At 70.6% G+C, this 26,475-nt stretch carries 25 protein-coding genes; 13 read left to right on the top strand and 12 right to left on the bottom strand.

The window, feature by feature from the left end; translation table 11 throughout:
• The first annotated feature begins 1 nt into the window (after window position 1).
• Both OG858_RS13770 and OG858_RS13765 read left to right on the top strand, forming a co-directional pair.
• Window positions 2–745, top strand: coding sequence for a hypothetical protein (locus tag OG858_RS13770; RefSeq protein ID WP_328544846.1), 744 nt, complete (start codon window positions 2–4; stop codon window positions 743–745).
• Window positions 746–750: 5 nt separating this feature from the next.
• Window positions 751–1,344, top strand: coding sequence for a hypothetical protein (locus tag OG858_RS13765; RefSeq protein WP_086750839.1), 594 nt, complete (start codon window positions 751–753; stop codon window positions 1,342–1,344).
• A 79-nt stretch (window positions 1,345–1,423) separates the two neighbouring features.
• On the opposite strand, the gene OG858_RS13760 is transcribed toward OG858_RS13765, so the two are convergent.
• Entirely contained in the window at window positions 1,424–1,840 is a 417-nt protein-coding gene (locus tag OG858_RS13760; RefSeq protein WP_319259252.1) for a DnaJ family domain-containing protein, read from the bottom strand.
• Window positions 1,841–1,958: 118 nt separating this feature from the next.
• Between OG858_RS13760 and OG858_RS13755 the strand changes: the two genes are divergently transcribed.
• On the top strand, window positions 1,959–2,354 hold the full coding sequence (locus OG858_RS13755; protein WP_005478697.1) for an FHA domain-containing protein: 396 nt from the start codon (window positions 1,959–1,961) through the stop codon (window positions 2,352–2,354).
• Between the two features lie 25 nt (window positions 2,355–2,379).
• On the opposite strand, the gene OG858_RS13750 is transcribed toward OG858_RS13755, so the two are convergent.
• Together OG858_RS13750 and OG858_RS13745 are read right to left on the bottom strand one after the other, a co-directional pair.
• Complete coding sequence (locus OG858_RS13750; RefSeq protein ID WP_086750837.1) at window positions 2,380–3,051, bottom strand: O-methyltransferase; 672 nt, start codon at window positions 3,049–3,051, stop codon at window positions 2,380–2,382.
• A 112-nt stretch (window positions 3,052–3,163) separates the two neighbouring features.
• Window positions 3,164–4,480 carry a DUF2330 domain-containing protein gene (locus OG858_RS13745; RefSeq protein WP_328544847.1) on the bottom strand — a complete coding sequence of 439 codons (1,317 nt, stop codon included), beginning with the start codon at window positions 4,478–4,480 and terminating at the stop codon, window positions 3,164–3,166.
• 272 nt (window positions 4,481–4,752) lie between these two features.
• On the opposite strand from OG858_RS13745, the gene OG858_RS13740 reads away from it, so the two are divergent.
• Window positions 4,753–6,825, top strand: coding sequence for a bifunctional glycosyltransferase 87/phosphatase PAP2 family protein (locus OG858_RS13740; protein WP_328544848.1), 2,073 nt, complete (start codon window positions 4,753–4,755; stop codon window positions 6,823–6,825).
• A gap of 81 nt (window positions 6,826–6,906) precedes the next feature.
• On the opposite strand, the gene OG858_RS13735 is transcribed toward OG858_RS13740, so the two are convergent.
• Window positions 6,907–8,142, bottom strand: a complete 1,236-nt coding sequence (locus tag OG858_RS13735; protein ID WP_328544849.1) for a cytochrome P450 — start codon at window positions 8,140–8,142, stop codon at window positions 6,907–6,909.
• Window positions 8,143–8,366: 224 nt separating this feature from the next.
• Here OG858_RS13735 and OG858_RS13730 point away from each other — a divergent pair, with 224 nt between their 5' ends.
• Both OG858_RS13730 and OG858_RS13725 read left to right on the top strand, forming a co-directional pair.
• Window positions 8,367–9,536, top strand: coding sequence for a steroid 3-ketoacyl-CoA thiolase (locus OG858_RS13730; protein ID WP_037704534.1), 1,170 nt, complete (start codon window positions 8,367–8,369; stop codon window positions 9,534–9,536).
• A 645-nt stretch (window positions 9,537–10,181) separates the two neighbouring features.
• Window positions 10,182–13,982 (top strand): nSTAND1 domain-containing NTPase, encoded by a 3,801-nt coding sequence (locus OG858_RS13725; RefSeq protein WP_328544850.1) that lies wholly within the window; start codon window positions 10,182–10,184, stop codon window positions 13,980–13,982.
• Here OG858_RS13725 and OG858_RS13720 read toward each other — a convergent pair.
• Window positions 13,965–14,246, bottom strand: coding sequence for a DUF397 domain-containing protein (locus tag OG858_RS13720; RefSeq protein WP_327743746.1), 282 nt, complete (start codon window positions 14,244–14,246; stop codon window positions 13,965–13,967). The two genes, OG858_RS13725 and OG858_RS13720, sit on opposite strands and share 18 nt — an antisense overlap.
• On the bottom strand, window positions 14,206–15,054 hold the full coding sequence (locus OG858_RS13715) for a helix-turn-helix domain-containing protein (protein WP_086746719.1): 849 nt from the start codon (window positions 15,052–15,054) through the stop codon (window positions 14,206–14,208). Before OG858_RS13715 ends, OG858_RS13720 begins: the two co-directional genes overlap by 41 nt.
• 120 nt (window positions 15,055–15,174) lie before the next feature.
• On the opposite strand from OG858_RS13715, the gene OG858_RS13710 reads away from it, so the two are divergent.
• Window positions 15,175–15,573 carry an ATP-binding protein gene (locus OG858_RS13710; protein ID WP_328545338.1) on the top strand — a complete coding sequence of 133 codons (399 nt, stop codon included), beginning with the start codon at window positions 15,175–15,177 and terminating at the stop codon, window positions 15,571–15,573.
• 194 nt (window positions 15,574–15,767) lie between these two features.
• On the opposite strand, the gene OG858_RS13705 is transcribed toward OG858_RS13710, so the two are convergent.
• Window positions 15,768–16,748, bottom strand: coding sequence for an NADPH:quinone reductase (locus tag OG858_RS13705; RefSeq protein WP_319259237.1), 981 nt, complete (start codon window positions 16,746–16,748; stop codon window positions 15,768–15,770).
• A gap of 22 nt (window positions 16,749–16,770) precedes the next feature.
• Window positions 16,771–17,349, bottom strand: a complete 579-nt coding sequence (locus OG858_RS13700) for a PadR family transcriptional regulator (protein WP_319064669.1) — start codon at window positions 17,347–17,349, stop codon at window positions 16,771–16,773.
• 56 nt (window positions 17,350–17,405) lie between these two features.
• On the opposite strand from OG858_RS13700, the gene OG858_RS13695 reads away from it, so the two are divergent.
• The 3 genes from OG858_RS13695 to OG858_RS13685 all read left to right on the top strand — a co-directional run bounded on the left by OG858_RS13695 (window position 17,406) and on the right by OG858_RS13685 (window position 19,905).
• Window positions 17,406–17,879: an ester cyclase gene (locus tag OG858_RS13695; protein ID WP_256960425.1), complete on the top strand. Its 474-nt coding sequence runs from the start codon at window positions 17,406–17,408 to the stop codon at window positions 17,877–17,879.
• A gap of 816 nt (window positions 17,880–18,695) precedes the next feature.
• The gene (locus OG858_RS13690) at window positions 18,696–19,154 is read left to right on the top strand and encodes an NUDIX hydrolase (RefSeq protein WP_086748577.1); all 459 of its coding nucleotides are present in this window, start codon (window positions 18,696–18,698) and stop codon (window positions 19,152–19,154) included.
• Window positions 19,155–19,590: 436 nt separating this feature from the next.
• Window positions 19,591–19,905 (top strand): hypothetical protein, encoded by a 315-nt coding sequence (locus tag OG858_RS13685; RefSeq protein ID WP_143677208.1) that lies wholly within the window; start codon window positions 19,591–19,593, stop codon window positions 19,903–19,905.
• Window positions 19,906–19,926: 21 nt separating this feature from the next.
• Here OG858_RS13685 and OG858_RS13680 read toward each other — a convergent pair whose 3' ends face one another.
• The 3 genes from OG858_RS13680 to OG858_RS13670 all read right to left on the bottom strand — a co-directional run bounded on the left by OG858_RS13680 (window position 19,927) and on the right by OG858_RS13670 (window position 22,506).
• Window positions 19,927–20,493: a hypothetical protein gene (locus OG858_RS13680; RefSeq protein ID WP_328544851.1), complete on the bottom strand. Its 567-nt coding sequence runs from the start codon at window positions 20,491–20,493 to the stop codon at window positions 19,927–19,929.
• 339 nt (window positions 20,494–20,832) lie between these two features.
• A complete protein-coding gene (locus OG858_RS13675; protein WP_179200993.1) occupies window positions 20,833–21,267 on the bottom strand; it encodes an aggregation-promoting factor C-terminal-like domain-containing protein in 435 nt (144 codons plus the stop codon).
• 324 nt (window positions 21,268–21,591) lie between these two features.
• Complete coding sequence (locus tag OG858_RS13670) at window positions 21,592–22,506, bottom strand: ATP-binding cassette domain-containing protein (protein ID WP_328544852.1); 915 nt, start codon at window positions 22,504–22,506, stop codon at window positions 21,592–21,594.
• Between OG858_RS13670 and OG858_RS13665 the strand changes: the two genes are divergently transcribed.
• Window positions 22,505–22,687 carry a hypothetical protein gene (locus OG858_RS13665; protein WP_086748581.1) on the top strand — a complete coding sequence of 61 codons (183 nt, stop codon included), beginning with the start codon at window positions 22,505–22,507 and terminating at the stop codon, window positions 22,685–22,687. The two genes, OG858_RS13670 and OG858_RS13665, sit on opposite strands and share 2 nt — an antisense overlap.
• Before the next feature lie 99 nt (window positions 22,688–22,786).
• A complete protein-coding gene (locus tag OG858_RS13660) occupies window positions 22,787–23,497 on the top strand; it encodes a phosphotransferase (protein WP_408059394.1) in 711 nt (236 codons plus the stop codon).
• A gap of 223 nt (window positions 23,498–23,720) precedes the next feature.
• On the opposite strand, the gene OG858_RS13655 is transcribed toward OG858_RS13660, so the two are convergent.
• The gene (locus OG858_RS13655) at window positions 23,721–24,749 is read right to left on the bottom strand and encodes an MBL fold metallo-hydrolase (protein ID WP_319064666.1); all 1,029 of its coding nucleotides are present in this window, start codon (window positions 24,747–24,749) and stop codon (window positions 23,721–23,723) included.
• A 213-nt stretch (window positions 24,750–24,962) separates the two neighbouring features.
• On the opposite strand from OG858_RS13655, the gene OG858_RS13650 reads away from it, so the two are divergent.
• Window positions 24,963–26,474: an aldehyde dehydrogenase gene (locus tag OG858_RS13650; protein ID WP_327748957.1), complete on the top strand. Its 1,512-nt coding sequence runs from the start codon at window positions 24,963–24,965 to the stop codon at window positions 26,472–26,474.
• Window position 26,475 lies beyond the last annotated feature (1 nt).

The following is a 26,475-nucleotide window of genomic DNA, read 5'->3' as shown; positions in this document are numbered from 1 at the left end:
CATGTCCACAGGCTTGATCATCGCTTTGATCGTGATCGTGGCGGTCGTGGTCGTTGTGGCGGCCGTCCTGACCCGGCGCGCCCGTGCGGGTACGGGTGGCGGCGGATCGCTGAAGCGGCGTTTCGGACCCGAGTACGACCGGACCGTGAGCCGCCATGACGGCGACGAGCGGGCCGCCGCCCGGGAACTCGCGGAGCGGGTGAAGCAGCACGGCTCGCTGGAGAAGCGGCCGCTGCCGAGCGCCGAGCGCGAACAGTACGAGTCCCGCTGGGCGGCAGCCCAGGAACGCTTCGTCGACTCGCCCCGTGAGGCGGTCGCCGAGGCGGACCGGCTGCTCTCCGAGGTGGCCGGGGCCCGGGGCTTCCCGGACGGCGGCCACTACGAGACCCAGCTGGAGGCGCTCTCCGTCCACCACGCCCACCATGTGCACGGCTACCGCCGGGTGCACCTCGCGGCGCACACCACCGGCGACACGGGCCAGGGCCGCGCCGGCCCCGGTACCGGTACCGGTACCGGTACCGAGGAGATGCGCGAGGCCATGATCGAGGCCCGCGCCCTGTTCGAGGACCTGGTGACACCGGACCGCCGGGACGCGCGGGCGGACCGTGACGGTACCGCCGGGCGCGAGAACCCGGCCCACGACGGCACGGCGCGACGCGACGAGCGCAACGGTACGGCCGCCGACGGCCGTCACCGGTCCCATCTGCCATGGGCGCCCACCAGGCGCCATGCGAAGGGGAGTTGATGGGGATGACTGACGACATGACCAGGGGCGACGGATTCCGGGAGCGTGGTGCGCGCGAGACGCGGGACGCTGACCCGAGGCGTGAAGGGGTGAAGGGCAACGGGATCTCGCCGGGCACGCGGGCGACGGACCCGACCGGCTCCGGAGGTACCGGGGCCCCGCTCGTCGCGGGCCACGACGACACCACGGCGGGCCGGACGGCCGGCCGTACCGAGGGGCGTACCGGCAGGACGATGGGCGTCGCCGACGAGCCCGGCCGGGGACGCGGCGAGGACCACACCAAGGCCTCCGCCCCGGGCGGCTCCGACTCCGCCGGTTCCCCGCTCCTGCCGCACGACGAGTGCGACAAGCTGACGTCTCGGTTGCATCACGCGGTCGGCGAGTTCGTCGACGAGCCCCGGTCCGCCGTCGAGGAGGCGGACCACGTCCTCGAAGAGGTCACCGCCCGCTTCACCGACGCGATGACCCAGCGGCGCCGCACCCTGCGTACCTCCTGGCAGACCACCGCGGACGACCGCGCGTCCACCACCGACACCGAACAGCTCCGCCTCGCCCTGCGCGACTACCGAGAGCTGACCGAACGCCTGCTGCGGATCTGACGCCGACAGCGGCACACGAACGAGACCGCGCCCCGGGTCGTGCCCCGGGGCGCGGTCTCATGTGTCGGTACTCCCCGGGCTACCGGGCGTCCTGTCCGCCCGCCCGGCGCGCGGCCCGTTCCCGTACGACCTCTTCCACGTCGTACGGCTTCAGACCCAGTGGCGGTCCCGGTGGCGGCTTGAACATCATTTCGCGGATCTTGACGTTGATCTCGGTGATGATCCTGCGGGCGGCGTGTTCGGAAGGGGCCTCGACGGCGGTCGCGAGGGCGTCCTCCGCCTCCTTGCGCAGGGCGAGTGTCGGTGGCAGGACGGACAGACCCTCGCGGGCCATCTTCCGCTTGATCCACCAGAGTTCGTCGTAGGTCGTGTCGTCGTCCGGCAGCGGCCGGCCCACTCCGGGGAGGGCCTTGAAGTCGCCGCGCGCCTCCGCGTCGCGGATCTGTTTGTCGACGAAGGACTCGAAGCTGACACCGGGTGGCTTTCGCTCGGTCATGCGTCCATTGTGCCGGAGCCCGCACAACAGGACGATCCGGCGAATTATCATGCGGCGGCGGCACGCCAAACGTGCCGTGCGCAGCGACAATTGGAGTTTGACCCGTTAGGAGCGGTACGTGCTCGAACTCACCATGGCCTCGGTCTCCGAGGCGGACGCCGGGGCGACGGCCGGCATGCAGATGGCCGACGCGCCCAGCGAGCCGGGCGGCGTGCTCCGGGTGGGCCGCGATCGGGCGGTATGCCGGCTCGCGACACCGGACGACTGGCTCTTCGTCTCCCGGGTGCATCTGGAGTTCCTGTGCGCCCCCGACGGGAGCTGGCAGGTCACCTGGCTGCGCGGCTCGCACGCCGACCCCTCCTCCGAGGTGCGGCTGACCCTGCTCGGCCACCAGCCCTCGCCGCTCCCGTACGGCGGCACGGCGAAGCTCCCGCACGGCAGCTCCGGCGAACTCGTCATCTACGACCGCACCGGCCCCCGCAGTGTCAACGTGGGCTTCTACCACGAGGCCTGACGGGAACGGCCGCCCCGCCCCCGGTTCACTCCAGTACCCGGGCCAGCGCGAAGCCGTCGTACCCCTTGGTGCCCACCGTCTGGATCGCCGTGCCGCTCAACTTCGGGTGCGCGGCGATCAGTTCGATGGCGGCCCGGGTGCCGCGGACGTCCGGCTCGGTGCTGTCGGCGGCGGCGACCCTGCCGCCGCGCACGACGTTGTCGACGACGATGACACTGCCGGCCCGGGTGAGCCTGAGGGCCCACTCCACGTAGTGCGGGTTGTTGGCCTTGTCCGCGTCGATGAAGACCAGGTCGAACGGCTCGGGGTTCTCGTCGGTCAGTTTGGGCAGCGACTCCAGGGCGGGGCCGACCCGCACCTCGACGATGTCGTCGAGTCCGGCGCGCGCGATGTTGCGGCAGGCGACCTCCGCGTGCCGGGCGCTGTACTCCAGGGAGATCAGCCGGCCGTCGGCGGGCAGCGCCCGGGCCAGCCAGATGGTGCTGTAGCCGCCGAGGGTGCCGATCTCCAGGATGCGGCGGGCGCCCTGGATCAGGGCGAGAAGATGGAGGAACTTGCCCTGGTTGGCGGCGACGTCGATGGCCGGGAGCCCGGCCGCCTCGTTGTCGCGCAGCGCCGCCTCCAGGGCCTCGTCGTTCGGGGCGAGGTGGGTGGTGAAGTAGGTGTCGACATCGTCCCAGGTCTGCGACTCGCTCATGAAGCTGTGCCTCCCGCGCCTTTCATCAGGACAGTTACTTAGATCAGCTAAGTAGGTGCGCTAATGAATATAGGCGCGGGGCAGGCCCTCTGTCAGCGGTTCCAGGGTGTGTTCAGTCGATCGGTCCGGACTTCGGGTCGGCCGGGGCGGCGGGCGACCCCGGCCGGTACGCACCCGGCGTTCCCGGCGGGTAGGCGCCGGGTGCCCCCGGCGGGTAGGCGCCCGGCGGCGGGAAGGCCCCGCCCGGCGGCGGGAAAACCGCACCCGGCGGCGGCACGGGCGGCAGTTGCTGCTTCGCGTTGCGTATGAGCACGATCGCGACGGCCACCGCCTTGATCGCCAGCGCGGCCATCCCGATGCCGAACCACACCAGCCACTCGGGCATGCCCCACAGGGTCTGCATCTCGTCCACGTAGATGACCTTTCGATAGGTGTCGTCGGCCGCGGCCTGCCGCAGCGTGTGGTCGCCGGAGATCCGCTCCGGCTGCGGGAAGCTCTGCTCGACGGCGGTGAGGAAGTCCGTACCGCCCCCGGTGAGGTCGCCGAGCGCACCGACGGGCGTGCCGAGGCGTCCGGCGAACGTCACCTCGGGCTCGTCCCCGCCGATCGCGGAGCTCGGCTCCATGCGGTGCGCGGCGAGGACGTACAGATCGAGGGCCTGCGGGGTGGTGGCGAGGCGGGACAGGCGCATCGGGTAGACCGGCTCGTCGCTGGCGAAGGTGAGGTGCAGCGGGTCGAGGGTGCCGGAGAGCGGCAGGCCGGCGGTGGTGTCCTCCGGTGCCAGCCGGATAGCCACGTACTCCCACTTCTGCCGGACGTACGGCTCCAGCGCCGTGTCCAGGCGGTCCGGGAGCGCGAAGCCGTTCTCGTCGAGCCAGTCGCCGAGGGCACCGGAGTCGGTGGCGGTCAGCCGGGCCACGTCGAACGGGCCGAGCCGTTCGCGGCCGACGACGTCCACCGAGGACTGCGGGTCCTGGGGTGCGGCGTCCCCTGCCATGCCGTCACTCTCGAACATGTCGAACGGCCAGTCGTCGGACCGCGGCCAGAAGTACTCCCGCTTCTCGTACTCGGGCGCGGTCTCCTCGTCGAGCCGGTCGAAGACGGCCGCGTCGCCGAGCTGCACCGTCGCCCGGTTCGGCACCGGCATGATCCAGGCGGCCGTCCGGGCGTCACCGGAGACCGTCAGGCTCATCACGATCTGTTCCTCGCGGCCGTCCCAGCGCACGACGGACATCTCGCGGTTCACGTACATGCTCCGTCGGCCGTCCGGCACCATCGCGCCGCAGCCGCAGGCGTACGCCGGTGCCACGAGCGACGCCAGCTGGAGCCCCAGCAGGGCGAGGACGATCACCAACAGCCGTCCGCGCGCCTTGCGCCTCCCGTGCGCCCATTCCGCCGGACGCGCACGCCCCCGTACGAAACCCTTCATCCCCCGTGCCCTCCCGCTGCCCTGCCGACGTGCTGCCCTGCTCGGGGCCATGCTTTCAGGTGTTTGTCAGTGGCCTGTCACAACCCCGCCCGTGATGGGCATCGGTGATCCGCGCCGTGGCCTTGAGAGTGCGGGCAGCGTTCCGCGCACTATCGTCATCCGGACAGAACAGAAGGCGACTCTCCGGTGAAGCGGAGGTTGCCCGCGTCTCACCACCGGGACGGTGCGAGCCTTCTCGGCGGGGACGTCAACGGGCGGGAGGACGACAGCGCGTGGCGACGGAGCGGAGCGGACCGGACGGTGCCGCCGGAGCGGGCCTGACGGCGGGTCGGCTGGGGACGGTACGAGCCGCGCTGTGGCTGCTCGCCGTGATCCTGGCGGTGCGGCAGATCGCGGTCGTGCTGAGCACGCCCAAGGGTGAGCGGCTCACCGATCTGGAGACCTGGGCCGGGCCCAGCGGCGTCCTCCAGGTGAACGGCTCGCTGTACGACTCCACGCGGTTCCCGGGCACCCCCTTCGGCGGCCTCGTCCTCAAGCCCCTCACCCGAACGGCCGAACAGGCGCTCGGCTGGGGCTGGACCTTCGGCACCCTCCTCCTGGTCGTCGCCCTCGGCATGGTCGCCGCCCGCGCTCTGCCCCAGCCCGTCACCCGCCGCACGGCATTGCTCGCGGCCCCCGTCGCGGTCACCCTGCTGATGCTGTCGCTGCCGGTGCGCAACACGCTGTACCTGGGCCAGACCAGCATCCTCCCCGTCCTGCTCGTCCTCGCGGGCTGCTTCGCGGTCCGGGGCGAGCGCACCAGCGGGGTCTGCATCGGGCTCGCCGCGGCCTTCCAGCCGACCGTGCTGCTGTTCGTGCCGCTGCTGTGGTTCACCGGCCGCAGGCGCGCCGCCGCGAGCACCGGGATCACGTTCGCCGGGGCCACCACGCTGGCCTGGGCCGCGATGCCGCACGACTCGTACACCTACTGGGTCCACCACCTCGCCGGCGTCGGCCTCGGCGGCCGGGCGGACGACCTCGCCAACCAGTCCCTGCACGGCGCGCTGCTCCGGCTGGGCCTCACGGGCCCGCTGGAGATCGTCGTCTTCTTCGCGCTGGCCGCCGCCGTCGCCGCACTCGGCATGCGGCGGGCCGTCCACTACGCCCGCGACGGACAGCTGCTGCTCGCGGTCGCCCTCACCGGCTGTGTCGTGGTCGCCGTCTCGCCGACGTCCTGGAAGCACCAGCTGCTGTGGGTGCTGCTCGCGGTGGTCGGCCGGGTCGGCACGAAGGCCTCGGCGCGGTACGTGTGGCCGGTCGCCGTCGTCCTGGTGATGACGCTGCCCGCGAAGATGGTGGTGCCGAACGTGGGCGTTCTGCACCCGGTGCGTGACAACGTGGTCCTGCTGGCCGCGCTCACCGCCGCGCTCGTCGTGCCGTTCCTGTCCCGTACCTCGGAGTACTACCGGGCGCCGATCCCCAAGGAGTACGCCCCGAAGGCGGAGACCCGCTTCGCCTGGGCCCCGTTGCTGCGCCGGGTGGCGACCCGCCCCAACCTGCTCCTCGAACTGCTGCTGATCCGCGCCACCTACGCCGCCTACCAGCGCACCCGCCTCGAGGCCACCGGCAGCCGGGCCGCCGCCGAGGAGCACGCGGGGCAGGTCATGGCAGTGGAGAAGGCCCTGTTCATGGACATCGAGCACTGGTTCAACCACACGGTGGTCGGGATCGGCTGGCTGCGGGGCTTCTTCGACTTCTACTACACGTCGTTCCACTTCGTGGTCCCGCTGACCGTCCTCGCCGTCCTCTACTGGCGCCGCCCCGCGGACTACCGCTGGGCCCGTACGGCCATCGGCCTCACCACGGTCCTCGCGCTCGTCGGCTTCTTCTTCTACCCGCTGGCGCCGCCGCGCCTGATGCCGGGCCTCGGCATCATCGACACCATCTACGGCGTCCAGGACTTCTCCCAGCCGGACTACGGCAAGCTCACCGAACTCACCAACCAGTACGCGGCGATGCCGTCCCTGCACTTCGGCTGGTCGCTGTGGTGCGGGCTCACGATCGCGATCGTCGCGCCCAAGGTGTGGATGAAGGTGCTGGGCCTGCTGCATCCCTTCTTCACGGTCCTGGCGATCGTCGCGACCGGCAACCACTGGATCCTCGACGCGGTCGGCGGTGCGGCGGTGGTGGGCGTGGGCTTCGGCCTGACGTACCTCCTGACCGGCCCGCGCACCACCGGGCCCCGTCAGGGGCGCGGGGAACTGCGCGAGCAACCACGGACGACCGACCGACTCGCCACGGCCGCGCAGCGCAACGGCGGCGGAGCGGACGGAGACGGAGACGGCGGAGGCAGGGGCGGGGCGTAGGGGTGCGGCCCCTGCCTCCGGCAGGACGGGCCGACGGCGCCGGGAGGCCGTCGGCCCGAGTACAGCGGGGGTGGGGCCCGGTCAGACGGTGGTCACCTGGAGGTGCTTGACCCCGTTGATCCAGGCGGAGCGCAACCGGCTCGGTTCGCCGGCGAGCCTGAGGTTCGGCAGCGCGTCGGCGATCGCGTTGAAGATCAGGTTGATCTCCAGGACGGCCAGGGACTTGCCGAGGCAGAAGTGCGGGCCTCCGCCGCCGAAGCCGAGGTGGGGGTTCGGGTCCCGGGTGATGTCGAAGGTGTCCGGGTTGTCGAAGACATCCGGGTCGTGGTTGGCGGAGGCGTAGAAGATACCGACGCGGTCCCCCTGCTTGACCAGCTTGCCGCCGAGTTCGACGTCCTGGGTGGCGGTGCGCTGGAAGGAGTTGACCGGGGCGGCCCAGCGGACGATTTCTTCGGCCGCCGTCGCCGGGCGCTCACGTTTGTAGAGGTCCCACTGGTCGGGGTGGGTGAGGAAGGCGTGCATGCCGTGGGTGATGGCGTTGCGGGTCGTCTCGTTGCCCGCGACCGCCAGCATCAGCACGAAGAACCCGAACTCGTCGGAGGCCAGGTTCCCCTCGTCCTCGGCGGCCACCAGCGTGGTGACGATGTCCTTGGCCGGGCACTGCTTGCGGTCGGCGGCCATGTTCATGGCGTAGGCGATGAGTTCCATCGCCGACTGCTGGCCGACCTCCTCGGTGATGGCGTACTCCGGATCGTCGTACGAGATCATCCGGTTCGACCACTCGAAGATCCGGATGCGGTCCTCCTGCGGGATGCCGATCAGCTCGGCTATGGCCTGGAGGGGGAGTTCGCAGGCGACCTCGGTGACGAAGTCGAAGGGGCCGGCGTGGGCGACGGCCTCCCGGGCGATGCTGAGGGCGCGGTGACGCAGGTTGTCCTCCAGCGCGCGGATGGCCCGCGGGGTGAAGACACGTTGGACGATCTGGCGGACGCGGGTGTGCTCCGGCGGGTCCATGTTCAGCAGGATCAGCCGCTGGGCGTCGATCGCGTCGCGCTCGATGTGCTCGTTGAAGCGGATGATCGCGGTGTTGACCGTCGAGGAGAACAACTCCGGGTGCGTGGAGACGTACTTGACGTCCGCGTGCCGGGTGACGGCCCAGTAGCCCTCGTCCGCGAAGCCCGCGATGCCGGGTGCCTGGGGGATCCAGTGGACCGGTTCCGTGCGGCGCAGTTCGGCGAACTCCGGGAGGGGGACACGGTGGTGCAGCAGGTCGGGGTCGGTGAAGTCGAACCCGTCGGGCAGCGCTGGACAGGGCATCGGCCACTCCTGACGGACCATCAGGTATAGGGAATTGCGGTGACCGTAGTAACGGGTTCTACAACTGGCAAGGGGTACGGGCTTTTCAATTGCCGCACGCCCCTTGCGGTCGCGCAGTCACGCTCAGCAGACTGCTCAAGAGAACTAGAACGCGTACTAGTTCTGCGTGGCGGGCCGGGCCGGGACGCCCCGCGCCGCGCGGGTAACCGTTGAGAGGAATCCCCATGGCCGCGGAACCCGTGATCGTCGAAGCCGTACGCACCCCCATCGGCAGGCGCGGTGGCGCGCTCGCCAACCTCCACCCCGCCTATCTGCTGGGCGAGACCTACCGTGAACTCCTCGGCCGCACCGGCATCCCCGCCGACTGCGTCGAGCAGATCGTCGGCGGCACGGTGACCCACGCCGGCGAACAGTCCATGAACCCCGCGCGCACGGCCTGGCTGACCATGGGCCTGCCCTACGAGACGGCCGCGACGACGGTCGACTGTCAGTGCGGCTCCTCGCAGCAGGCCTCGCACATGGTGGCCAACATGGTCTCGGCGGGCGTCATCGACGTCGGGATCAGCTGCGGCGTCGAGGCCATGTCCCGGGTGCCGCTCGGGTCGGGGTCCAAGCACGGGCCCGGGAAGCCGTTCCCGGAGGAGTGGAACGTCGACCTGCCGAACCAGTTCGAGGCGGCGGAGCGGATCGCCCGGCACCGGGGGCTCACCCGGGAGGACACGGACGCGCTGGGGCTGCTCTCCCAGGAGCGGGCCGCCGCGGCGTGGGCCGAGGAGCGGTTCAAGAAGGAGACGTTCGCCGTCCAGGTGCCGACGACCGAGGCGGAACAGAGCGCCGGGCAGGGCATGTGGCGGCTCGTCGACCACGACGAGGGGCTGCGCGACACGTCGTCGGAGGCGCTGGCCCGGCTGAAACCGATCATGCCGTCGGCGGTCCATACGGCGGGCAACTCGTCCCAGATCAGCGACGGCGCGGCGGCAATCATGTGGGCGTCGAAGCGGATGGCCCGCGCGCTGAAGCTGCGGCCCCGCGCGCGGATCGTCGCCCAGGCGCTGGTGGGCTCCGACCCCCACTTCCACCTCGACGGGCCGATCGACGCGACCAAGGCGGTGTTGGGGAAGGCCGGGATGTCGCTCAAGGACATCGACCTGGTCGAGATCAACGAGGCCTTCGCGTCGGTGGTGCTGAGCTGGGCGAAGGTCTTCGACCAGGACCTGGCGAAGGTGAACGTCAACGGCGGCGCGATCGCCCTCGGGCATCCCGTGGGTGCGACGGGGGCACGGCTCATCACGACCGCGCTGCACGAACTGGAGCGGACCGACAAGGAGTTCGCGCTGGTGACGATGTGCGCGGGTGGCGGGCTGGCGACCGGGACGATCATCCAGCGGCTGTGACCCGGCGTCGGCGGTCGGCGGTCGGCGTCGTCAGGCGTCGGCCGACCGCAGCGCGGTGATTGTGTCCGGCTGGTGGCTGTCGGGCCGATGGTGTCCGGCTGGTGGCTGTCGGGCCGATGGTGAGTGGCTGGTGGCTGTCGGGCCGATGGTGAGTGGCCGGTGGCTGTCCGGTCGATGGCGAGCGGCCGGTGACTGTCCGGTCGACGGCGAGTGGCTGGTGGCTGTCCGGTCGACGGCGAGCGGCCGGTGGCTGTCCGGTCGACGGCCGTCAGGCCGACGGCTGTTGGGCGGCTGTCGGTCGCCGTACCCCGACAGGGAAGTGGCCCTGCTGGTCGTCCCGCGGCCAGCAGGGCCTTCCCCCGTGGCGGCAAGTCCCCCGTGCCGCCTCGTTCCCCCGTGGCGGCCGGTCGTGCCGCCCTTTTCCCCCCGTGAGCGGCAGGTCCCCCGTGGCCGTGCCGCTCGATCCCCCGTGAGCGGCACGTCCCCCGTCCCGCCCACACCACTGATTCCACCGGATCGCGCATTGTTAGGCAGGGGTGTCGAGCCTGCCAAACAATGGCCGGACGCTATCTCTCCGCTTAGGTGGCCGGATGCGTACGTTGGTTGTCCGGGATGGTGTGGGTGTGGCGGGAGAGGAACAGCGCGGTGGCAGGTCGTCGTGAGGTACCGGTCGATCCGGGGGCCGGGCCGGTGCAGCGGTTCGCGTTCGAGTTGCGGAAACTGCGGACCGAGGCGGGCGGCCTCACCTACCGGGCGATGGCCGGGCAGGCGGGCTACTCGATCACCACGCTCTCCCAGGCGGCGGGCGGCGAGCAGTTGCCCACGCTGCCGGTGGCCCTGGCCTTCGTACGGGCCTGTGGCGGCGATCCCGGGGAGTGGGAGATCCGGTGGCACCAGGCGGTCGAGGAAGCAGCCACGTTCGACCCGGACAAGGACGGGGAGGACGCGGAGCCGCCGTACCGGGGGCTGGCCCGGTTCGAGACCGACGACAGCGGGCTCTTCTTCGGCCGGGACCGGATCACCGCGGAACTCGTGGACCTGATGCGGCGACGACGGTTCGCGGCGGTCTTCGGCCCGTCGGGGATCGGCAAGTCCTCACTCCTGCGCGCCGGTCTGATCCCCGTCCTGCGCGAGTCCGAGGAGCAGGGACTGCGACCGTCCGCGATCCGGATCCTGACCCCCGGCGAGCAACTGGCCCGCACCCATGAACTGCTGCTGGAGGCGAACGGCCAAGGCAACGGCCCCGGCACAAGCACCGGCACCGGCCCCGGCACCGGCCCCGGCGACACACTCGTGGTCGTCGACCAGTTCGAGGAGGTCTTCACCCTCTGCCACGACGCGGCCGAACGGGCCCGGTTCATCGACCTGTTGCTGACCGCGCGCGAGCCGGAGAGCCGACTGCGGGTGCTGTTGGCCGTGCGCGCGGACTTCTACGGCCGCTGCGCCGAGCACCGTGAGCTGGCCGAGGCGCTGGGCGACGCCAATCTGCTCGCGGGGCCGATGAGTTCGGCGGAGCTGCGCGAGGTCGTCGTCAAGCCGGCCGCGGCCGCCGGGCTGACCGTGGAACGGGCGCTGACCACGCGGCTGGTCGACGAGATCACCGACGCGCCCGGCGGTCTGCCGCTGTTGTCGCACGTCCTGCTGGAGACCTGGCGGCGGCGCCGGGGCAAGACGCTGACCCTCGCCGGGTACGAGGCGGCCGGTGGCCTGGACGGAGCCATCGCCAAGACCGCCGAGGACATGTACGGCCGGTTCACCGACGGCGAGGCCGCCACGGCCCGCCGGGTGCTGCTGCGGCTGATCTCCCCGGGCGACGGCACGCCCGACACGCGCCGGCCCGCCGCCAGGGCCGAGCTGGAGACCACGGGCACCGGTCGGGCGGAGGTCGCCCAGGTTCTGGAGGCCCTCACCCGGGCCCGCCTCCTCACCCTCGACGGCCCGACCGTCGAAGTCGCCCACGAGGCGCTCATCACCGCCTGGCCCCGGCTGCGCGGCTGGATCGAGGAGGACCGGGACCGTCTGCGCGCCCACCGGCAACTGACCGACGCGGCCCGGTCCTGGGAGGAGCTGGGCTGCGACACGGGCGCGCTGTACCGGGGCAGCCGGCTCGTCACGGCGCGGGAGTACTTCGGGGGCCCGCGCCACACCGACGACCTGACCGACCAGGAGGCCGCCTTCCTCACGGCGAGTCTCACCGCCCTCGACCAGGAGGAACGGGCCAGGGCCCGCACCACGCGACGCCTGCGTGTCCTCGTCACCTCCCTGGCCTGCCTCCTCGCCCTCGCCCTGACCGCCACGGCCGTCGCCTACTGGCAGCGCCAGAGTGCCGTGAACGCCCAACGCGAGGGCCTGTCGCGACAGTTGGCGGCACAGTCCGCCGCGCTGTTGGAGAGCGACACCGACCTCGCCTCGCTGCTGGCCGTCAAGGCGTACCGGACGAGCCCCACCCGCGAGGCCACGCGGAGCCTGTACGCCGCCGCGGCCGTCCCGCTGGAACGCCGGCTGACCGGACATACCGGAACCGTTTCCACCCTGGCCTACAGCCCCGACGGGAAGACCCTCGCCAGCGGCGGCTATGACGGCACGGTACGGCTGTGGGACACGGCGACCGGCCGTACCCGGAAGGTGCTGGCCGGACGCAAGATCGCGGACAACCCCGACGTCGTACGCACCGTGGCCTTCGGCCCCGACGGCAGAACCTTCGCCACCAGTCACAATGACGACGCACGGCTGCGGGACCTGGACACCGGGCGCGTACGGGCGTCGGTCGCCGTCCGTGAGCCCGACGAGGACAACATGGCGGCGGTCGGCTTCGACGGTGACGGCCGCGCGCTGGCCGTCACGGAGAGCGGGCGGGTGCTGGACGTGGCCACCGGCCGCGTCGCGACCACCCTCAGGGGCCCCACCGGTCTGGAGATGGCGGTGGCGTTCAGCCCCGACGGGCGCACCCTCGCCACCAGCACCCGGGACCACACCGCGCAACTGTGGGACCTGGACACGGGAAGAGTGCTGTCCACCCTCAAGAGCAGTACAGGGGTGGTCAGTTCACTGGCGTTCGACTCCGACGGGAAGATCCTGGCCACCGGCACCGAGGACGGCACCGTCCATCTGTGGGCCGTGGCCGACGGCAAGCAGCGGACCACCCTCACCAGTGCCAGCAGCCGCGTCGAGTCCATGGCGTTCGACCCGGACGGCAAGACCCTGGCCGCCGGTAGCTACGACGGCACGGTACGCCTGTGGGACCTCGCCACCGGACGCGCGGACGCCACCCTCACCGGCCACACCAGCCCCGTGATGTCGGTGGCGTTCAGCCCCGACGGGGACGAACTGGCGACGGGCAACGAGGCCGACAGCTTCGGCGGCGGTGACGTCGGGATCCGGCTGTGGAACGTGGGCAGGAACCGCCCCCGAGCCACGCTGAAGGTGCCGGGAGGAGACCTGCAGTCGGTGGTGTTCAGCCCCGACGGCGACACCATCGCCACCAGCAGCGTCCGGACGACCGCCGACGACTGGAAGACCGTCGGTGTGGTCCGGCTGTGGGACACGGCCACCCGCCGTACGCGAGCCACCCTCGCCGACGGGCCGGACGAAGGGGGGCCGCTTCTCTTCAGCCCCGACGGCAGGACCCTGGCCGTCATGGACAGCGCCCGGGGGCAGCTGTGGGACGTGGCCACCCGACGGCTGCGGACCACTCTGCCAGACCGGTTCATCAACGGGATGGCGTTCAGCCCCGACGGAAAGACACTGGTCACGGTGGGCGACGGCCTGGTGCTGTGGGACGCCCGGACCGGGCGCCCCCGCGTCGAACTCCCCAAAGCCGAAGAGGGCTCGCCGCTGGCCTTCAGCCCTTCTGGTGACGTCTTCGCCACCACCGGAGGCCGGGACCGGGAGATCCGGCTCCGTGACCCCGCCACCGGGCGCGTCCGGTCCACGCTCACCGAACCCGCGGGCAGCGCCTCGCCGAAGAGGGCGGAGGGCGGCCCGTTCATGATGTTCCAGCAGGTGCAGTCGATGGCCTTCAGCCCGGACGGCCGCACTCTCGCCGCAGCCGGCTCCGACGGCAGGGTTCAGCTGTGGAACACCGACACGGGAGAACTCGACGCCACGCTCACCGTGAGCCTCACGGAGGGGCCGGTCGAGCTGGCGTTCAGTCCCGATGGCCGTACCCTCGCCACGGCCGGCGGCAGCGCGGTACGGCTGTGGGACACCACCACGAGATACGCCCGCGCGACCTTCCCCGGCGGGGGCGGGGCGAGGCTGGCGTTCAGCCCCGACGGCCGCACCCTCGCGGTCGGCGACTACCGCAGCCGCCTGAGCCTGTGGAACGCGGACCTGCCCCGCCCGGCCGAGGCGGTCACCCACATCTGCCGAGCCGTCCACCGCGACCTCACCCAGCAGGAGCGGGCGCTGTACCTCCCGGACCAGGAGTCAGGCGGCGTCTGCTGACGCGGCCCAGCCGAGGAAGGTGTTGAACGCGGCGGGGGCCAAGGTGAGTTGGGGTCCCATGGGGTTCTTGGAGTCGCGGATGGCGATGATGGGGCAGGGGGTTTCGGTGATCTCTACGCACTCACCGCCCTGGTCGCTGCTGTGCGACGACTTGCGCCAGGCAAGGAGGCCGAGGGGGGCGCATTCGACGCATTGGCCGCCCTGATCGCCGCTGTAGCTGGACTTACGCCACTGGATCGCGCCCAGATTCACGTTGTCCCTCATAGCGTTCCTCCATCACACGTCGGATCAGCTCCGCCGAGTCCCCGAGGGACAGTGCAGCGGCTTGCAAATGATCGTAACGGAGCGAGCAGTCCCTGGCGGTGGCTCGGTCGGCGGTCGGATGCCCACGCCCGTAGCCCTCGGTGTAAACGATGGCTGGGTCGCGTTCGAAGCGATAGAGGTCGAACGAGCCTTGTAGCCCCACGTGGGCTCCTGCCGAGAATGGCAGCACTTGGATGTTGATCCGTGGGTTGCTCTCGGACGCCAACAGTTTTCGCAGTTGGCCTCGCATGACGTCCGCGCCGCCGATCTCTTGGTAGAGCGCGGCCTCACTGAGGATGGCCCAGAACGTGGGAGGATCCTCCTTCTCGAAGACGCGTTGGCGGGCCAGCCGTACAGCGACGCGATCGTCAAGATCGGACTTGTCAAGGCTGCCCAGCACGGCCCTTGCGTACTTCTCCGTCTGGAGGAGACCAAGGACCATGTGCGTCTGGAACGAGCAGATCTCGGCGGCCCGAACCTCCAGCTCCGCCACCTGCTGGAACCATGCCGGAAGTTGATGACGCATCACCAGCACAGCCAGCCGGGACAGCAGCCCGCCCGTCTCCAGCGCCACATCCACCCGCTCGCTGAACTCCAGCGTCGGGCACTTTCTCGCGGTCTCGATCTGCCCCACCAGCGACGCGGTGTACCCGAGGATGTCCCCCAACTGCTTCTGCGTCAGGCTCGCGGCCTCGCGGCAGCGCCGCAACTCGTAGCCGTAGTAGTCCAGTGGTGAGGCGCCGGGATCGAGGGTGTGGATCTGGGTCACGTGCGGTGCCCTCCGTCTAGCTTGAACCCACTCTTCAACAGGTTGTGTCCGCTCTGTGGCTGACAGTAGCCATGCCGGGTCAGTCTTGTGGCGTGAACGCATACTTTCCCCCCCTTCCTCCTGGGTGCCCCACCCGCCCAGTACCGGATCAGCCTCACCGTCGGTGAGCACTCGGCGCATCACGTCCGCCGTATCGTCCGCTCGTATCTCGACGAGTGGGAGCTGGCGGAGCTGACCGACGCCGTCGAGCTGGGCGTGACGGAGCTGCTCGCCAACGTCGTACGGCATGTCCCGGACCGGCGGTGCACGCTGCTGTTGCTGCGGGCGGCGGCCGGGGTGCGGGTGGAGGTGGGGGACGGGTCGGCTCGGCTCCCCGTCGTGCGGGACGACCTGCCGCCGGACTCGGAACGCGGGCGCGGCCTCACGCTGTTGGGCGCGGTGTCCGACAAGTGGGGGGTGGGGCCCAGGGGTGGCGGAGGCAAGACCGTGTGGTTCGAGTGCCGGGTCGGCGCTGACTGAAGCGGTCGCCGGCGCTCACCTGTCCGGCGGGCTGATGCTCGTCAGGTCGGCGGGGCTTCTGCTCATGGGCGAAGCTCGCGGAGGACCTCCGCGATCTGCTGGGCTGCCCGCTGCCCGCTGCGCGCGGGTAGGGGCGAGTCGGCCGTAGCCGATGACCAGGGCCGGCGGGTGGCGCCGGGTGGCCTTCCAGAGCCTTATCGGGGGATGTCGATGAGAACGCGGCCGCGGCCGCCGGCGTCGACGCGGTCGTGGGCCTTGGCGATGTCGGCGAGCGGGTAGCGGTCGCCGACATCGACGGTAAGCGCGCCGACGGCGGCCGCGGAGGCCAGATCACGGGCGGCCTGGAGTTTGGCGTCGGCGGGGAAGTCGTCGCTGCCGATCAGGCGCAGGGTGACGTTGTTGAACAGCAGGGTCCAGAAGGGGATTTCGGTGCGGTCGGCGCGGGTGGCGTAGGCGGCGATGGTTGCGCCGTTGGCGGCGACGGCGTTGTCGAGGTCGGCGTTGTCGGACAGGGACACCTCGATGATCCGGTCCACCCCGGCGGGGGCGTGGGCGAGGATCTCGGCGGCCGGGTCGGCGGCGTCGAGGGCGACGGAGTGTGAGATGACCGCCGGATCGACCCGGTCCAGGTCGGCTGTGCGGCGGACGGTGCCGATGACGGTGGCCCCACCCCAGGCGGCGAGCTGGGCTGCCGGCGAGCCGACCCCGCCCAGGGCCCCGTTGACCAGGACGACCTTGCCATCGACGGGGCCGTCGGCGAACACGCTGCGGTGCGCGGTGATGCCGGGGATGCCCAGGCTCGCGCCGAGATCGTCGGAGAGGTGGTCGGGCAGCGGGACGGTGAGGCCGGCGGGCACGACTGCGTACTGGGCGGCGGTACCGAAGGCCCGGTAGGACTGGGCGCCGTACACCCACACGCGCTGCCCCCTGCGGCGCTCGTCGACTCCGTGGCCGACCGCGTCGATCACGCCGGCGGCGTCGCTGTGCGGGATCACTCGCGGGTAGGGCATGCCGGAGCCGGTCCAGCCAGTGCGCTTCTTGGTGTCGCCGGGGTTCACCCCCGAGACGGTGACGCGGACCCGGACCTCGCCAGGGCCGGGGGTGGGGTCAGGCAGTTCACCGACCTGCAGTACCTCGGTGGCCTTGCCTTGTGCGTCGTACCAGGAAGCAAGCATGGGGGGCGCCTTTCGTTGTCTGTCAGCTCGCCGATGCGTCGAGCGGGGAGGAGGCGTGTGGGTCGCGCGTGGGGCCGGGCTCGGGGGTGCCCTGGCCGAGGGACTCGCGGATCCAGGTTCGTTCGGCCTGGCTGGTGGCGCGGGCGGTGAGCAGCATGCCGCGCCGGTAGGGGTCTGCGACCTCCTCGGCGCGCAGCGGCTTGTCTCCGTCGTAGAAGAAGCTCGCCGATTCCTCCAGGAAGGCGAGCCGGCGCCTGAGCACCGCGTGCTGGTCGGCCACGTCCGGGAGCAGGGAGAGGAAGGCCAGGATCGTGAACCAGCGGGGGAAGTCGGTGAGTTCGTGCTCGGCCGGCTCGCGCAGCCGCCGGAGCATGTCCTCGCGGCCCGTGTCGGTCAGGTTCAGCACATACCGGCCGCCTCCTGCTTCCGGCGCGGGTCGCCGCTGAATCAGTCCGGCCTTGGTCAGGCGGTTGATCGCCGGGTAGAGGGTGCCGTCGCTGACCGGTCGGCTGTATCCGGTGAGGTGCGTGACGCGGCGGCGCAGCTCGTGTCCGGGAAGGGGGCCTGCGGCCAGGAAGCCGAGTATGGAGAGTTCCAGCATCCCTCCAGGATGACACATCGAAACGATGTTCACATCGATTCGATGTTACTGTCGTCATGGTCCTGCCGTTCGCTTCGAACACCACCACGCAGGCAGAGAGGCAGAGGCAGATGTCACCGGAATCCGTTGAATCAGTGATGAAGCGCTTCGTCGAGTTCATCAACACAGCCGACGAGGACCTTGCCCGGGAGGTCATCGACCCCGACGCGGTGTTCCACGCACCCAGTCACGCTGAACCGCTGCGGGGCCCCGAGGGCTACCTGGAGATCATCGCGATGATGCGCAGCGCATTCCCCGACGTCCGGTGGACTCTGGAGGAGAGCATCACCGAAGGCAGCACGGTGGCCGCACGGTTCACCATGCGCGGCACTCACGAAGGCGAGTTCTTCGGCATCCCTGCCACCGGCAACAAGATCGCGGTCCAGGCCATGAACTTCTACTACCTGGCCGATGGACGCATCGTCAAAGAGCGGGGTCAGCCCGATCTCCTCGGGCTCATGCAGCAGATCGGCGCCGTACCGGCGCCGTGAGGCAACAGTCGCCTCCTCCTCCCGCGCAACCGTCCAGGTCCGTGCGGCCGCCCTCCCGCAAGGCACATCATGGAATCCCTCGCACGAGCGGTGGCACGTCCGGACCTGCGCACGCTGCGGGCGTCGGGCGGCGAAGTCCGCCGAGTGGTCAGACGGTCCGATCTGCCGAACCTGCTACGAACGCGCAATGCGCGTCCGCGGTTGCTGCCCCGGCTGCCGAACTGACCGACTGTTGCCGGGCCGAAGCGATGCCGGTGCACCGGTCTGCCGCGACTGCGCGGGCATCACCCGCGACTTCTTCTGCGACCGCTGCGGGCTTCGAAGGGTCCTTGCTCGGCGGGCGCCTCTGCGAACGCTGCACCCTCGCCGCCGCCCTCGGCCGACTCCTCGACGACGGCACCGGCCGTGTCGCTCCTTCACCTGATCTCCTTCGAGGATGCCCCGTCCTTCAGGGCGGGGGAAAATCGAAGCTCCTGCGGAGCAGGGCAACAGGCGGGGTTTCGCTGCAACCGTTGGTCACTGCCCTGCTGGAGATGGACCGGCCCAGGAGTCGGCTGATCTGGCTCCGCAACCCCAACGTCGTCCGCCTCCTGCAGGGCCTGGCCACCGGTCCACCTGCGAGAGATCGGCGCCGCCGCAGCGCGGCCGGACCTCCGCGATCCGCCAACTCGTCCTTCAAGCCCCGGCCCCCGTCATCGCGAAGGCCCTCGGTCACCACGACAAGACGGCCACCCGCCTGGTCACCGAAGCCGGAGGCACCTGGAGCCGATACGCCCCCGGTGACCATGAACGGCGCAGATGACTGACAATGCCGGGATGACCCGACCCAGAATCCGTGTCGCCGCATACGTCATCCGGAACCGCGCCGTCCCCGAAGTTCTGGTCTTCGACCACATCGGTATGCCCGAGGCCGGCACCCAAGTTCCTGCGGGGGGAGTCAGATCAGGCGAAGAACTGGAAGAGGCGGTCCTTCGAGAGGTCGCCGAGGAAACCGGTCTGCTGACAGCCACGGTCGTCCGACAGATTGCCGTGGAGAACAAGCCACATCCCGACACCGGTCAGCCGCGACGAACCACATTCTTCTTTCTGCAGGCATCAGCAGAAACCCGCGATGCGTGGAACCACCACGTCAAGGGCGACGGAGAGGACGCTGGCCTTGTCTTCGCCTGCCGGTTCCTCGCCCTTCCTCTGGAGCAACCACTGGCGGACGACCAAGACGCATGGCTGGGCCACATTGACTCGCGCTGGACCACCGTCACCGTCGACAGTCAGTAATCAAAGAGCGGCCCCAGCCGCTGAATACGCGACACCTCAACATGCGGGCTTACCAGTCTCCCGAGGTCGTGGTCGATCTTGGTTCCGGTTCGCTGAGCAGCCAGCACACCTTCGCCGCCAGGGCCCCAGCTCCGGCCAGGGACGTCACCCCACAGCGTGACTCACCGCTGCCGGACCAGGCGGGATCTCCGCATCCTTCCCGCATGGGCAACCGCGCTCCCCTACGAGCACACCGCCGCTGTCAGAGGCGGCTGACACACGTCCGGCGGCCGGTGGCGCGACGCTGTCACCAGCCGCAAAATCCGAGGACCTTCCGCGCCCCCTGCCGTATCCGAGTGGCATCAACGTGACTGGTGGGTAATGATAAAGCGCCACCGACTGGTAGGCGCTTCATCGGATTCTCCCGGTGAGCGGTCTTAGTGAGTGGGAGCCGATCATGGCGGACGTCACCGTAGGTCCCGAGAAGGACGTCGAGTTCTTCAGGGACCTTCAAGAGGTGTTCGACAAGTACCCTGGCGCTGCGGAGCAATACTACGTTCAATTCGCGGCGGCCGAGTTGGTACTTGAGGTCGACCTTGAAAAGCAGGTGAAGGTCAGTCGGGTCCAGAACGGTGAGATCATCAGCAAGTTCGTGGACCGCGAATCTCAGCGGGCTTCCAACTCCGAATACTGCTGCGCGTGGAAGTGGGAGAGCCAGACCTGGCACTGTGTGACGATGTGCAGTGGTCCGCGCCCGCCTTTCAAGCAGTAGAAAATCCCGGGCGAGATAGCTTCACCTGGATGGTGGACAAGGTGATCGCAAGCGCCTGATCGAAATCAGGGGCTCGGCTCGCGACGGGCCCGTAGGCTGGGCAGAGCTGCCCGCGAAGGCTTCCCACGTGCCTTCCCGGGCGGCTTCCTGCTGCTCGGGCTTCCACCACGAAGCTGCCGACCCGGACGGCACGCTGAGCACGGGGACAGTGCCGGGCTGGCACCGATTTCCGGCTTCTGGCGAAAGCGAACGGCCGCACCGACCTGTGAGTCCTCGCGATCGAGCAGGGCCCGCGGCCGCCACGATCCCCAAGCGATCACTCACCGTGTCCGGCACGTCGAGCGGCTCGCGAATACGCGACACCGCAACATGCGAGCCCACCAGTTCCAAGGCCGAGGCGGTACCTATCAGTCCTTGTGCGCGGGCGATCCAGCACGCGGCGGTGATGTGCCAGTGGTGTTCGGCGCCGGTACGGTCCTGGAGCCCTTCGGGCAGGTCGTCCATACCCTGCGCCAGGATGTCCGCGAGGTCGGCCCCGGCCGCGTTGTCCAGCCAGTCCTGGACGGTCGGCCGCGATGCCCCGCTCACGCCCCAAGTGTCGCCGGGGCTTTGGCCTTCTGCTCGTCGTACTCGCGCAGCATCGGACGCGAGCTTTCAGGCCGATCGCGTACCCAGGAGGGCGAAGCGCTGCCCGCCCGGGCCGCGCCCGGAGCATTGCCGCGCCTGCGTCCAGCACGCACACGCCCCCGCCCGAGCGGACTGATCCAGGGCGGGGATGCGGGAAACAGGGAAAGAGGAGACGGCGAAGGCGGCGGCCCCGGGGATCGGGGGCCGCCGCCTTCGGTCTGGGTCGGCTGTGTCGGTTGTGTCGGTTGTTTCGACCGTGTCAGCCGTGCAGCTCGCGCTGGTGGTGCGGGTCGTGCTGGATCAGTACCAGTTGTTGGCCTGCCAGAAGTTCCACGCGCCACAGGGGCTGCCGTAGCGGTCCTTCATGTAGTCCACGCCCCACTTGATCTGGGTGGCGGCGTTGGTCTTCCAGTCGGAGCCCGCGGAGGACATCTTCGAGCCGGGCAGGGCCTGGACCAGGCCGTAGGCGCCGGAGGACGAGTTCGTCGCCTTGATGTTCCAGTCGCTCTCGTGGTCGACGATGTTGGAGAAGCACTTGTACTGGGCCGAGTCCGCGATCATCTTCTTCGCGACAGCCTGGGCCTGAGAGGCGTCCGACGCGGCCTGGGCGGGCGCGGCGGCGAGCAGGGCACCGGTGGCGGCAGCGGCCAGGGTGACACCGGCGAGGGCCTTCTTCGGGGAGGCGATGCGGCGGAGAACGGAGACGGTCACGGGGATCCTTTTCTTCGGGGACATGGCCGTCGCGGCATGCCTTCACCACGTGCTGTGCGGTGGGGGCGTACGTCGGCGCCGAGGCCCGGGTGGGCTCGTCGGCGCCGTTGCGACACATCCAGAGAAACAGCCCGAGCGGACGTCCGCAATGACCCCTTTTGCTAGTTGTGGTCGTATGTACGCCGAAGGTGCCTTCTGTGACGTGGCTCTCAATGCGCAGGTCGGAGGGCATGAAGTCATGTGCATGCCATGCACTTCGATCTACGAACCCGGTTCGTATGTGACGTGGACCCTATGGGGTGGTTCACGGCTCACGTGACGGACGGTGGGTGCGGCCTCACGCCGAGGTCATCGGGTGGGCGGGGTGAATGTGACCGCGCTCTCGAAGGCGGCCCTGCGGGTGGCCCGGCGCAGTGCCTTCAGGACCGGGGTGCCGAGGGTCAGGGTCAGGGGCAGGACGACGGTGACCACCGCACGGCCCAGGTCCCAGCCGAGGGACGTGGCCAGGCAGTACGCCACGAAACGGGCGAGGTTCGCCGCCGGGGCCGCCGACTCGTCGAAGGCGATGTTCGAGGCGAGCGTGTCGATGAAGGGCCAGCCGTAGAGGTTCATGACCGTGCCGTAGGCGAAGGCGGCGACGAAGCCGTAGGCGGCGAGCAGGACCAGCTCGGTACGGCCGCGCAGGCGGTGCGCGCCCGGCAGCAGGCCGGCGCCCATCGCGAACCATCCCATCGACAGCATCTGGAACGGCATCCACGGCCCCACGCCGCCCGTGAGCAGCGCGGACGAGAACATCGTCACCGCGCCCAGGGTGAAGCCGAAGCCGGGGCCGAGGACGCGTCCGCTGAGCACCATGAGGAAGAACATCGGTAGTCGAGGCCCCGGGTCGGTTCGTCGAGGAGGAGCAGCGGCGGGCGGGCCGTGAGGACGACCGCGAGCGCGAGGGCCAGCCGCTGCCCCTCCGGCAGGTCGCGGGGGGTGCGTGTCGTCCCCGATCCCGGGCAGCAGTCCGGAGGCGAGCCCCCGGCACGTGCCCGGCTCCGCCCCCGCGTCCCGGTCGGCCGCCGCGCACTCCGCCGCGACGGTGTCGGTGTACAGGAGGTCGCGGGGCTCCTGTGGTACGAGGCCGACTCGGCGTACGAGATCCTTCGGCGCCGTGCGGTGTGGCGTCAGCCCGCCCACGCGCACCGAACCGGCCGCCGGTTCCACCAGTCCGACCAGCGCGGAGAGGAGTGTGGACTTGCCGGCGCCGTTGCGGCCCATGAGGGCGATCGTCACCAACAGCACGACCGCCGCGGTACAGGCGCTCGCCGCGGTCGGCGGGCGGGACGCCGAGGCCGGGCGGGCGGTGCGATGGCTGAAGGACAACCAGAACGCCTGGTGGCTCTGGGCCCTCGGTCTGGCGACTGCTGCCCGGTGCCGTACACCGACGGGCCGCCGGTGACGCGAGCCGGTCACGATTGCGTACAGGGCAGTCCGACTTGCCGCGCCCTTGCCGGGGTCGCCCGAGCACGTACGGGCCCACGGGTATCCCGTCCCGCGCGTGCGCTCGGCGACCCGTGCGGAGATGGTGCTGGAGCGGCTGTCCGGCCCGACGATGCTGGAGGCGGTCGCCACCGGCCTGCTCGACCCGGCGCAGGTCGGCGCCACCCTGGCACGCCTCCTGCACGCCCTGCACGCTCTCCCGCCTCGCAACCAAGCGATATGCACGCCCCGTGGCCAAGACATCTCCGTGCCCCGCAGCCAGGACGTCTCCCCACCCCGCGACCAAGACATCTCCCTGCCCGGCAGCCAAGACGTCTCCCCGCCCTGCGACCACCCGCCCGGCCACTCCCTCAGCCCCACCGCCGCCGCGTCGCCCCCCACTCGCCGGGCGTCGTCCGCAGCGCCCACACCCCGCGTCCTTCACCTGGACCTGCACCCCGAGAACGTCATCCTCACGACCCACGGCCCCCAGGTCATCGACTGGAGCAACGCCGAGGAGGGGCCGCCCGGTCTCGACTGGGGTATCTCCGCGATGATCCTCGCCCAAGTCGCCGTCGACACCGCCGACTTCCGTACGGAGATGGCCCGCACCATGCTCGTCTCCCTCCTCGCCCACCAGTCCGACGGCCCCTCCGCCCTGACGGAAGAGGGACTCATCGAGGCGGGACGGCGCCGCGCGGCCAACCCGACGATGACCGCGCGTGAAGTGGAACTCGTGGTAGCCGCGGAGAAGTTGATCCGCTCCCTCGCGGTTCCGGCGACGGCGTAGTGAGGACACGCCGTCCTCGGGGGCGGCACGACGGCCTGGGCACAGCGGCCTGGGCGCGGACGGCATAAAGGCGCGGACGGCCTCAAGGCGCGGGCCTCAAGGTACGGACGGCCTCAAGGCGCGGACGGCCTCAGGGCCCGGCGAGGCGGGTGCCTGCGCACCGCCCACGCCACGGCCCCCGATGTCCCCGCCGCCCTGGGACGCCGGCCCCCGCGAACGCCCCTCACACCGCCACATACGTCACCGGATCGCTCCCCGTCACCGCCTCCGCCCGCCCCAGCTTCACCAGTCGCCGCAGATGGGCCTCCGCCTCGGAGACCGCGATGTTGCGGGAGGCGAAGGGGATCTGGGACCAGGGGCGGTTCCACTCCATGCGCTCGGCGAGTTGCCAGGGGGTGAGGGGCGAGGCGAGGAGGGCGAGCAGGCCGGTGAGCCGGGACTCGTGGTGGGCCAGCAACTCCCGTACGCGGGCGGCGGAGTCGGTGAACGTGTACTGATGGGCGGGAAGCACCTCGGCGGGGCCGAGGCGCCCGACGCGTTCCAGGGAGTCGAGGTAGTCGCCGAGCGGGTCGGTGACGGTGTCGTCGTCCGGGTCCTCGTAGAGGCCGATGTGCGGGCTGATCTCGGGGAGGAGGTGGTCGCCGGAGAACAGGCGTCCGTGGCCCGGGAGTTGGGCCGGGTGGGCCTCCTCCAGGTGGAGGCAGACATGGCCGGGTGTGTGGCCCGGCGTCCAGATCGCGCGGACGCGACGGCCGGGGAGGTCGAGGAGTTCACCGGGGACGATCTCGCGGTCGGGGAGCGCGGGGGAGAAGCCCGGCAGGGCGCGTGGGCGGCGGGGCGCGCGCAGCGGGGCGAGGTGTTCCTCGGGTGCGCCCGCGGCCGTGAGCTTGTCCGTCATGTACGTGAACCAGCGGTCCGGGCCGGTCCCGCGGGTGCGCCGGACGATCGCCGTGTCCGCCGCGTGCATCGCGATCCACGCGCCGGACGCCTCCCGCACCGCGCCCGACAGTCCGTGGTGGTCGGGGTGGTGGTGCGTGATCACGACCCCGTGGATCTCCGCGACCGACGTACCGCACGCCGTCAGGCCCGCGGCGAGCGTGTCCCACGACGCCGGGTCGTCCCAGCCGGTGTCGACCAGGACCGGTCCGCGGTCGGTGTCGACGACGTACACGAGGGTGTGGCCGAGCGGGTTGTCCGGGATGGGGACCTCGACGGACCGTACGCCTCCGCCGTGATCGTGCACGTGTGTCATGCGTTCCCCTGTCGTCGATGCCCCGTTGATGACCCGATCACCGCGCTCCGGTCACTATAACTAGAACGAGTTCCACCGGGAGTCCGGATGATCCGGTGTGCGCTCCGTGGACTCCTCTCACGGGAACTGGTATCAGTTCCCTGTCCCAATAAATCTGATGCATCGTCAGAGAACTTGCCGGCGAAGAGAACTGGCTCCGGGAGGCAGTCGGCCATGACCGAACTCGTGGAACACGGACAGCTGTTCATCGGCGGGGAGTTGACCGACCCCCTGGGCACGGACGTCATCGAGGTGGTCTCACCGCACACGGAGGAGGTCATCGGCCGCGTCCCGCACGCCTCGCGCGCGGACGTCGACCGGGCCGTGGCAGCCGCGCGCCACGCCTTCGACCACGGCCCCTGGCCACGCATGACCCTCGACGAACGGATCGAGGTCGTCGCCCGGATCAAGGACGCCTTCGCCGTACGCCACGAGGAGTTCGCCCGGATCATCAGCTCCGAGAACGGCACCCCGTTCACCTCCAGCGTGATGGTGCAGGCGCTCGCGTCGATGCTGGTGTGGGACGCGGCGATCACGACGGCGCGCGCGTTCACGTACGAGGAGCGGCGGGACGGCGTACTCGGCAGGATCCTCGTGCGGCGGGAGCCGGTCGGGGTGGTCGCGGCGGTCGTCCCCTGGAACGTCCCGCAGTTCACCGCCGCCGCGAAGCTCGCCCCCGCCCTCCTCACGGGCTGCCCGGCCATCCTGAAGGTGTCGCCCGAAACCCCGCTGGACGCCTACCTGCTGGCGGAGATCGCCGCCGAGGCGGGCCTGCCCGAAGGGGTCCTGTCCATCCTCCCCGCCGACCGCGAGGTCAGCGAGTACCTGGTCGGGCACCCGGGCGTCGACAAGGTCTCCTTCACCGGCTCGGTCGCCGCCGGCAAACGCGTCATGGAGGTCGCCGCCCGCAACCTCACCCGCGTCACCCTGGAGCTGGGCGGCAAGTCGGCGGCCGTGATCCTGCCGGACGCGGACGCGCAGACGGCCGTCAACGGCATCGCCCCCTTCGCCTGGATGATCAACGGGCAGGCCTGTGTCGCCCAGACCCGCATCCTCGTCCCGCGCAGCCGCTACGACGAGTTCGCCGAGGCCTTCGCGGCCTACGCCTCCGCGCTCAAGATCGGCGACCCCCTCGACCCGGCCACCGAACTAGGCCCCCTCGTCGCCGCCCGCCAGCAACGCCGCAGCCTCGACTACATCCGCATCGGCCAGGAGGAGGGCGCCAAGATCCTCACCGGCGGCGGCCGCCCGGCGGGCCTGGAACGCGGCTGGTACGTGGAACCGACCCTGTTCGGCGACGTCGACAACTCCATGCGCATCGCCCGAGAGGAGATCTTCGGCCCGGTGATCTGCCTCCTCCCGTACGGCGACGAGGCCGAGGCCGTACGCATCGCCAACGACTCCGACTACGGCCTCAGCGGCAGCGTCTGGACCGCCGACGACGAACACGGCGTCGACATCGCCCGCCAGGTCCGCACCGGCACCTACTCCGTCAACACCTTCAGCCTCGACATGCTCGGCCCCTTCGGCGGTTACAAGAACTCCGGCCTGGGCCGGGAGTTCGGCCCCGAGGGCTACGGCGAGTACCTGGAGCACAAGATGATCCATCTCCCGGCCGGATACGAGCCGCCCGCCGCCGCCGGTGGGACGGGGACGACGGACGGATCCGCGGCCGGGGAGGCGTAGG

The sequence above is a fragment of the Streptomyces europaeiscabiei genome (assembly GCF_036346855.1).
In the GTDB taxonomy this organism is placed as follows: domain Bacteria; phylum Actinomycetota; class Actinomycetes; order Streptomycetales; family Streptomycetaceae; genus Streptomyces; species Streptomyces europaeiscabiei.
Note: the sequence above shows the minus strand (reverse complement) of the source record. Positions and strands in the feature narration are given on the sequence as shown.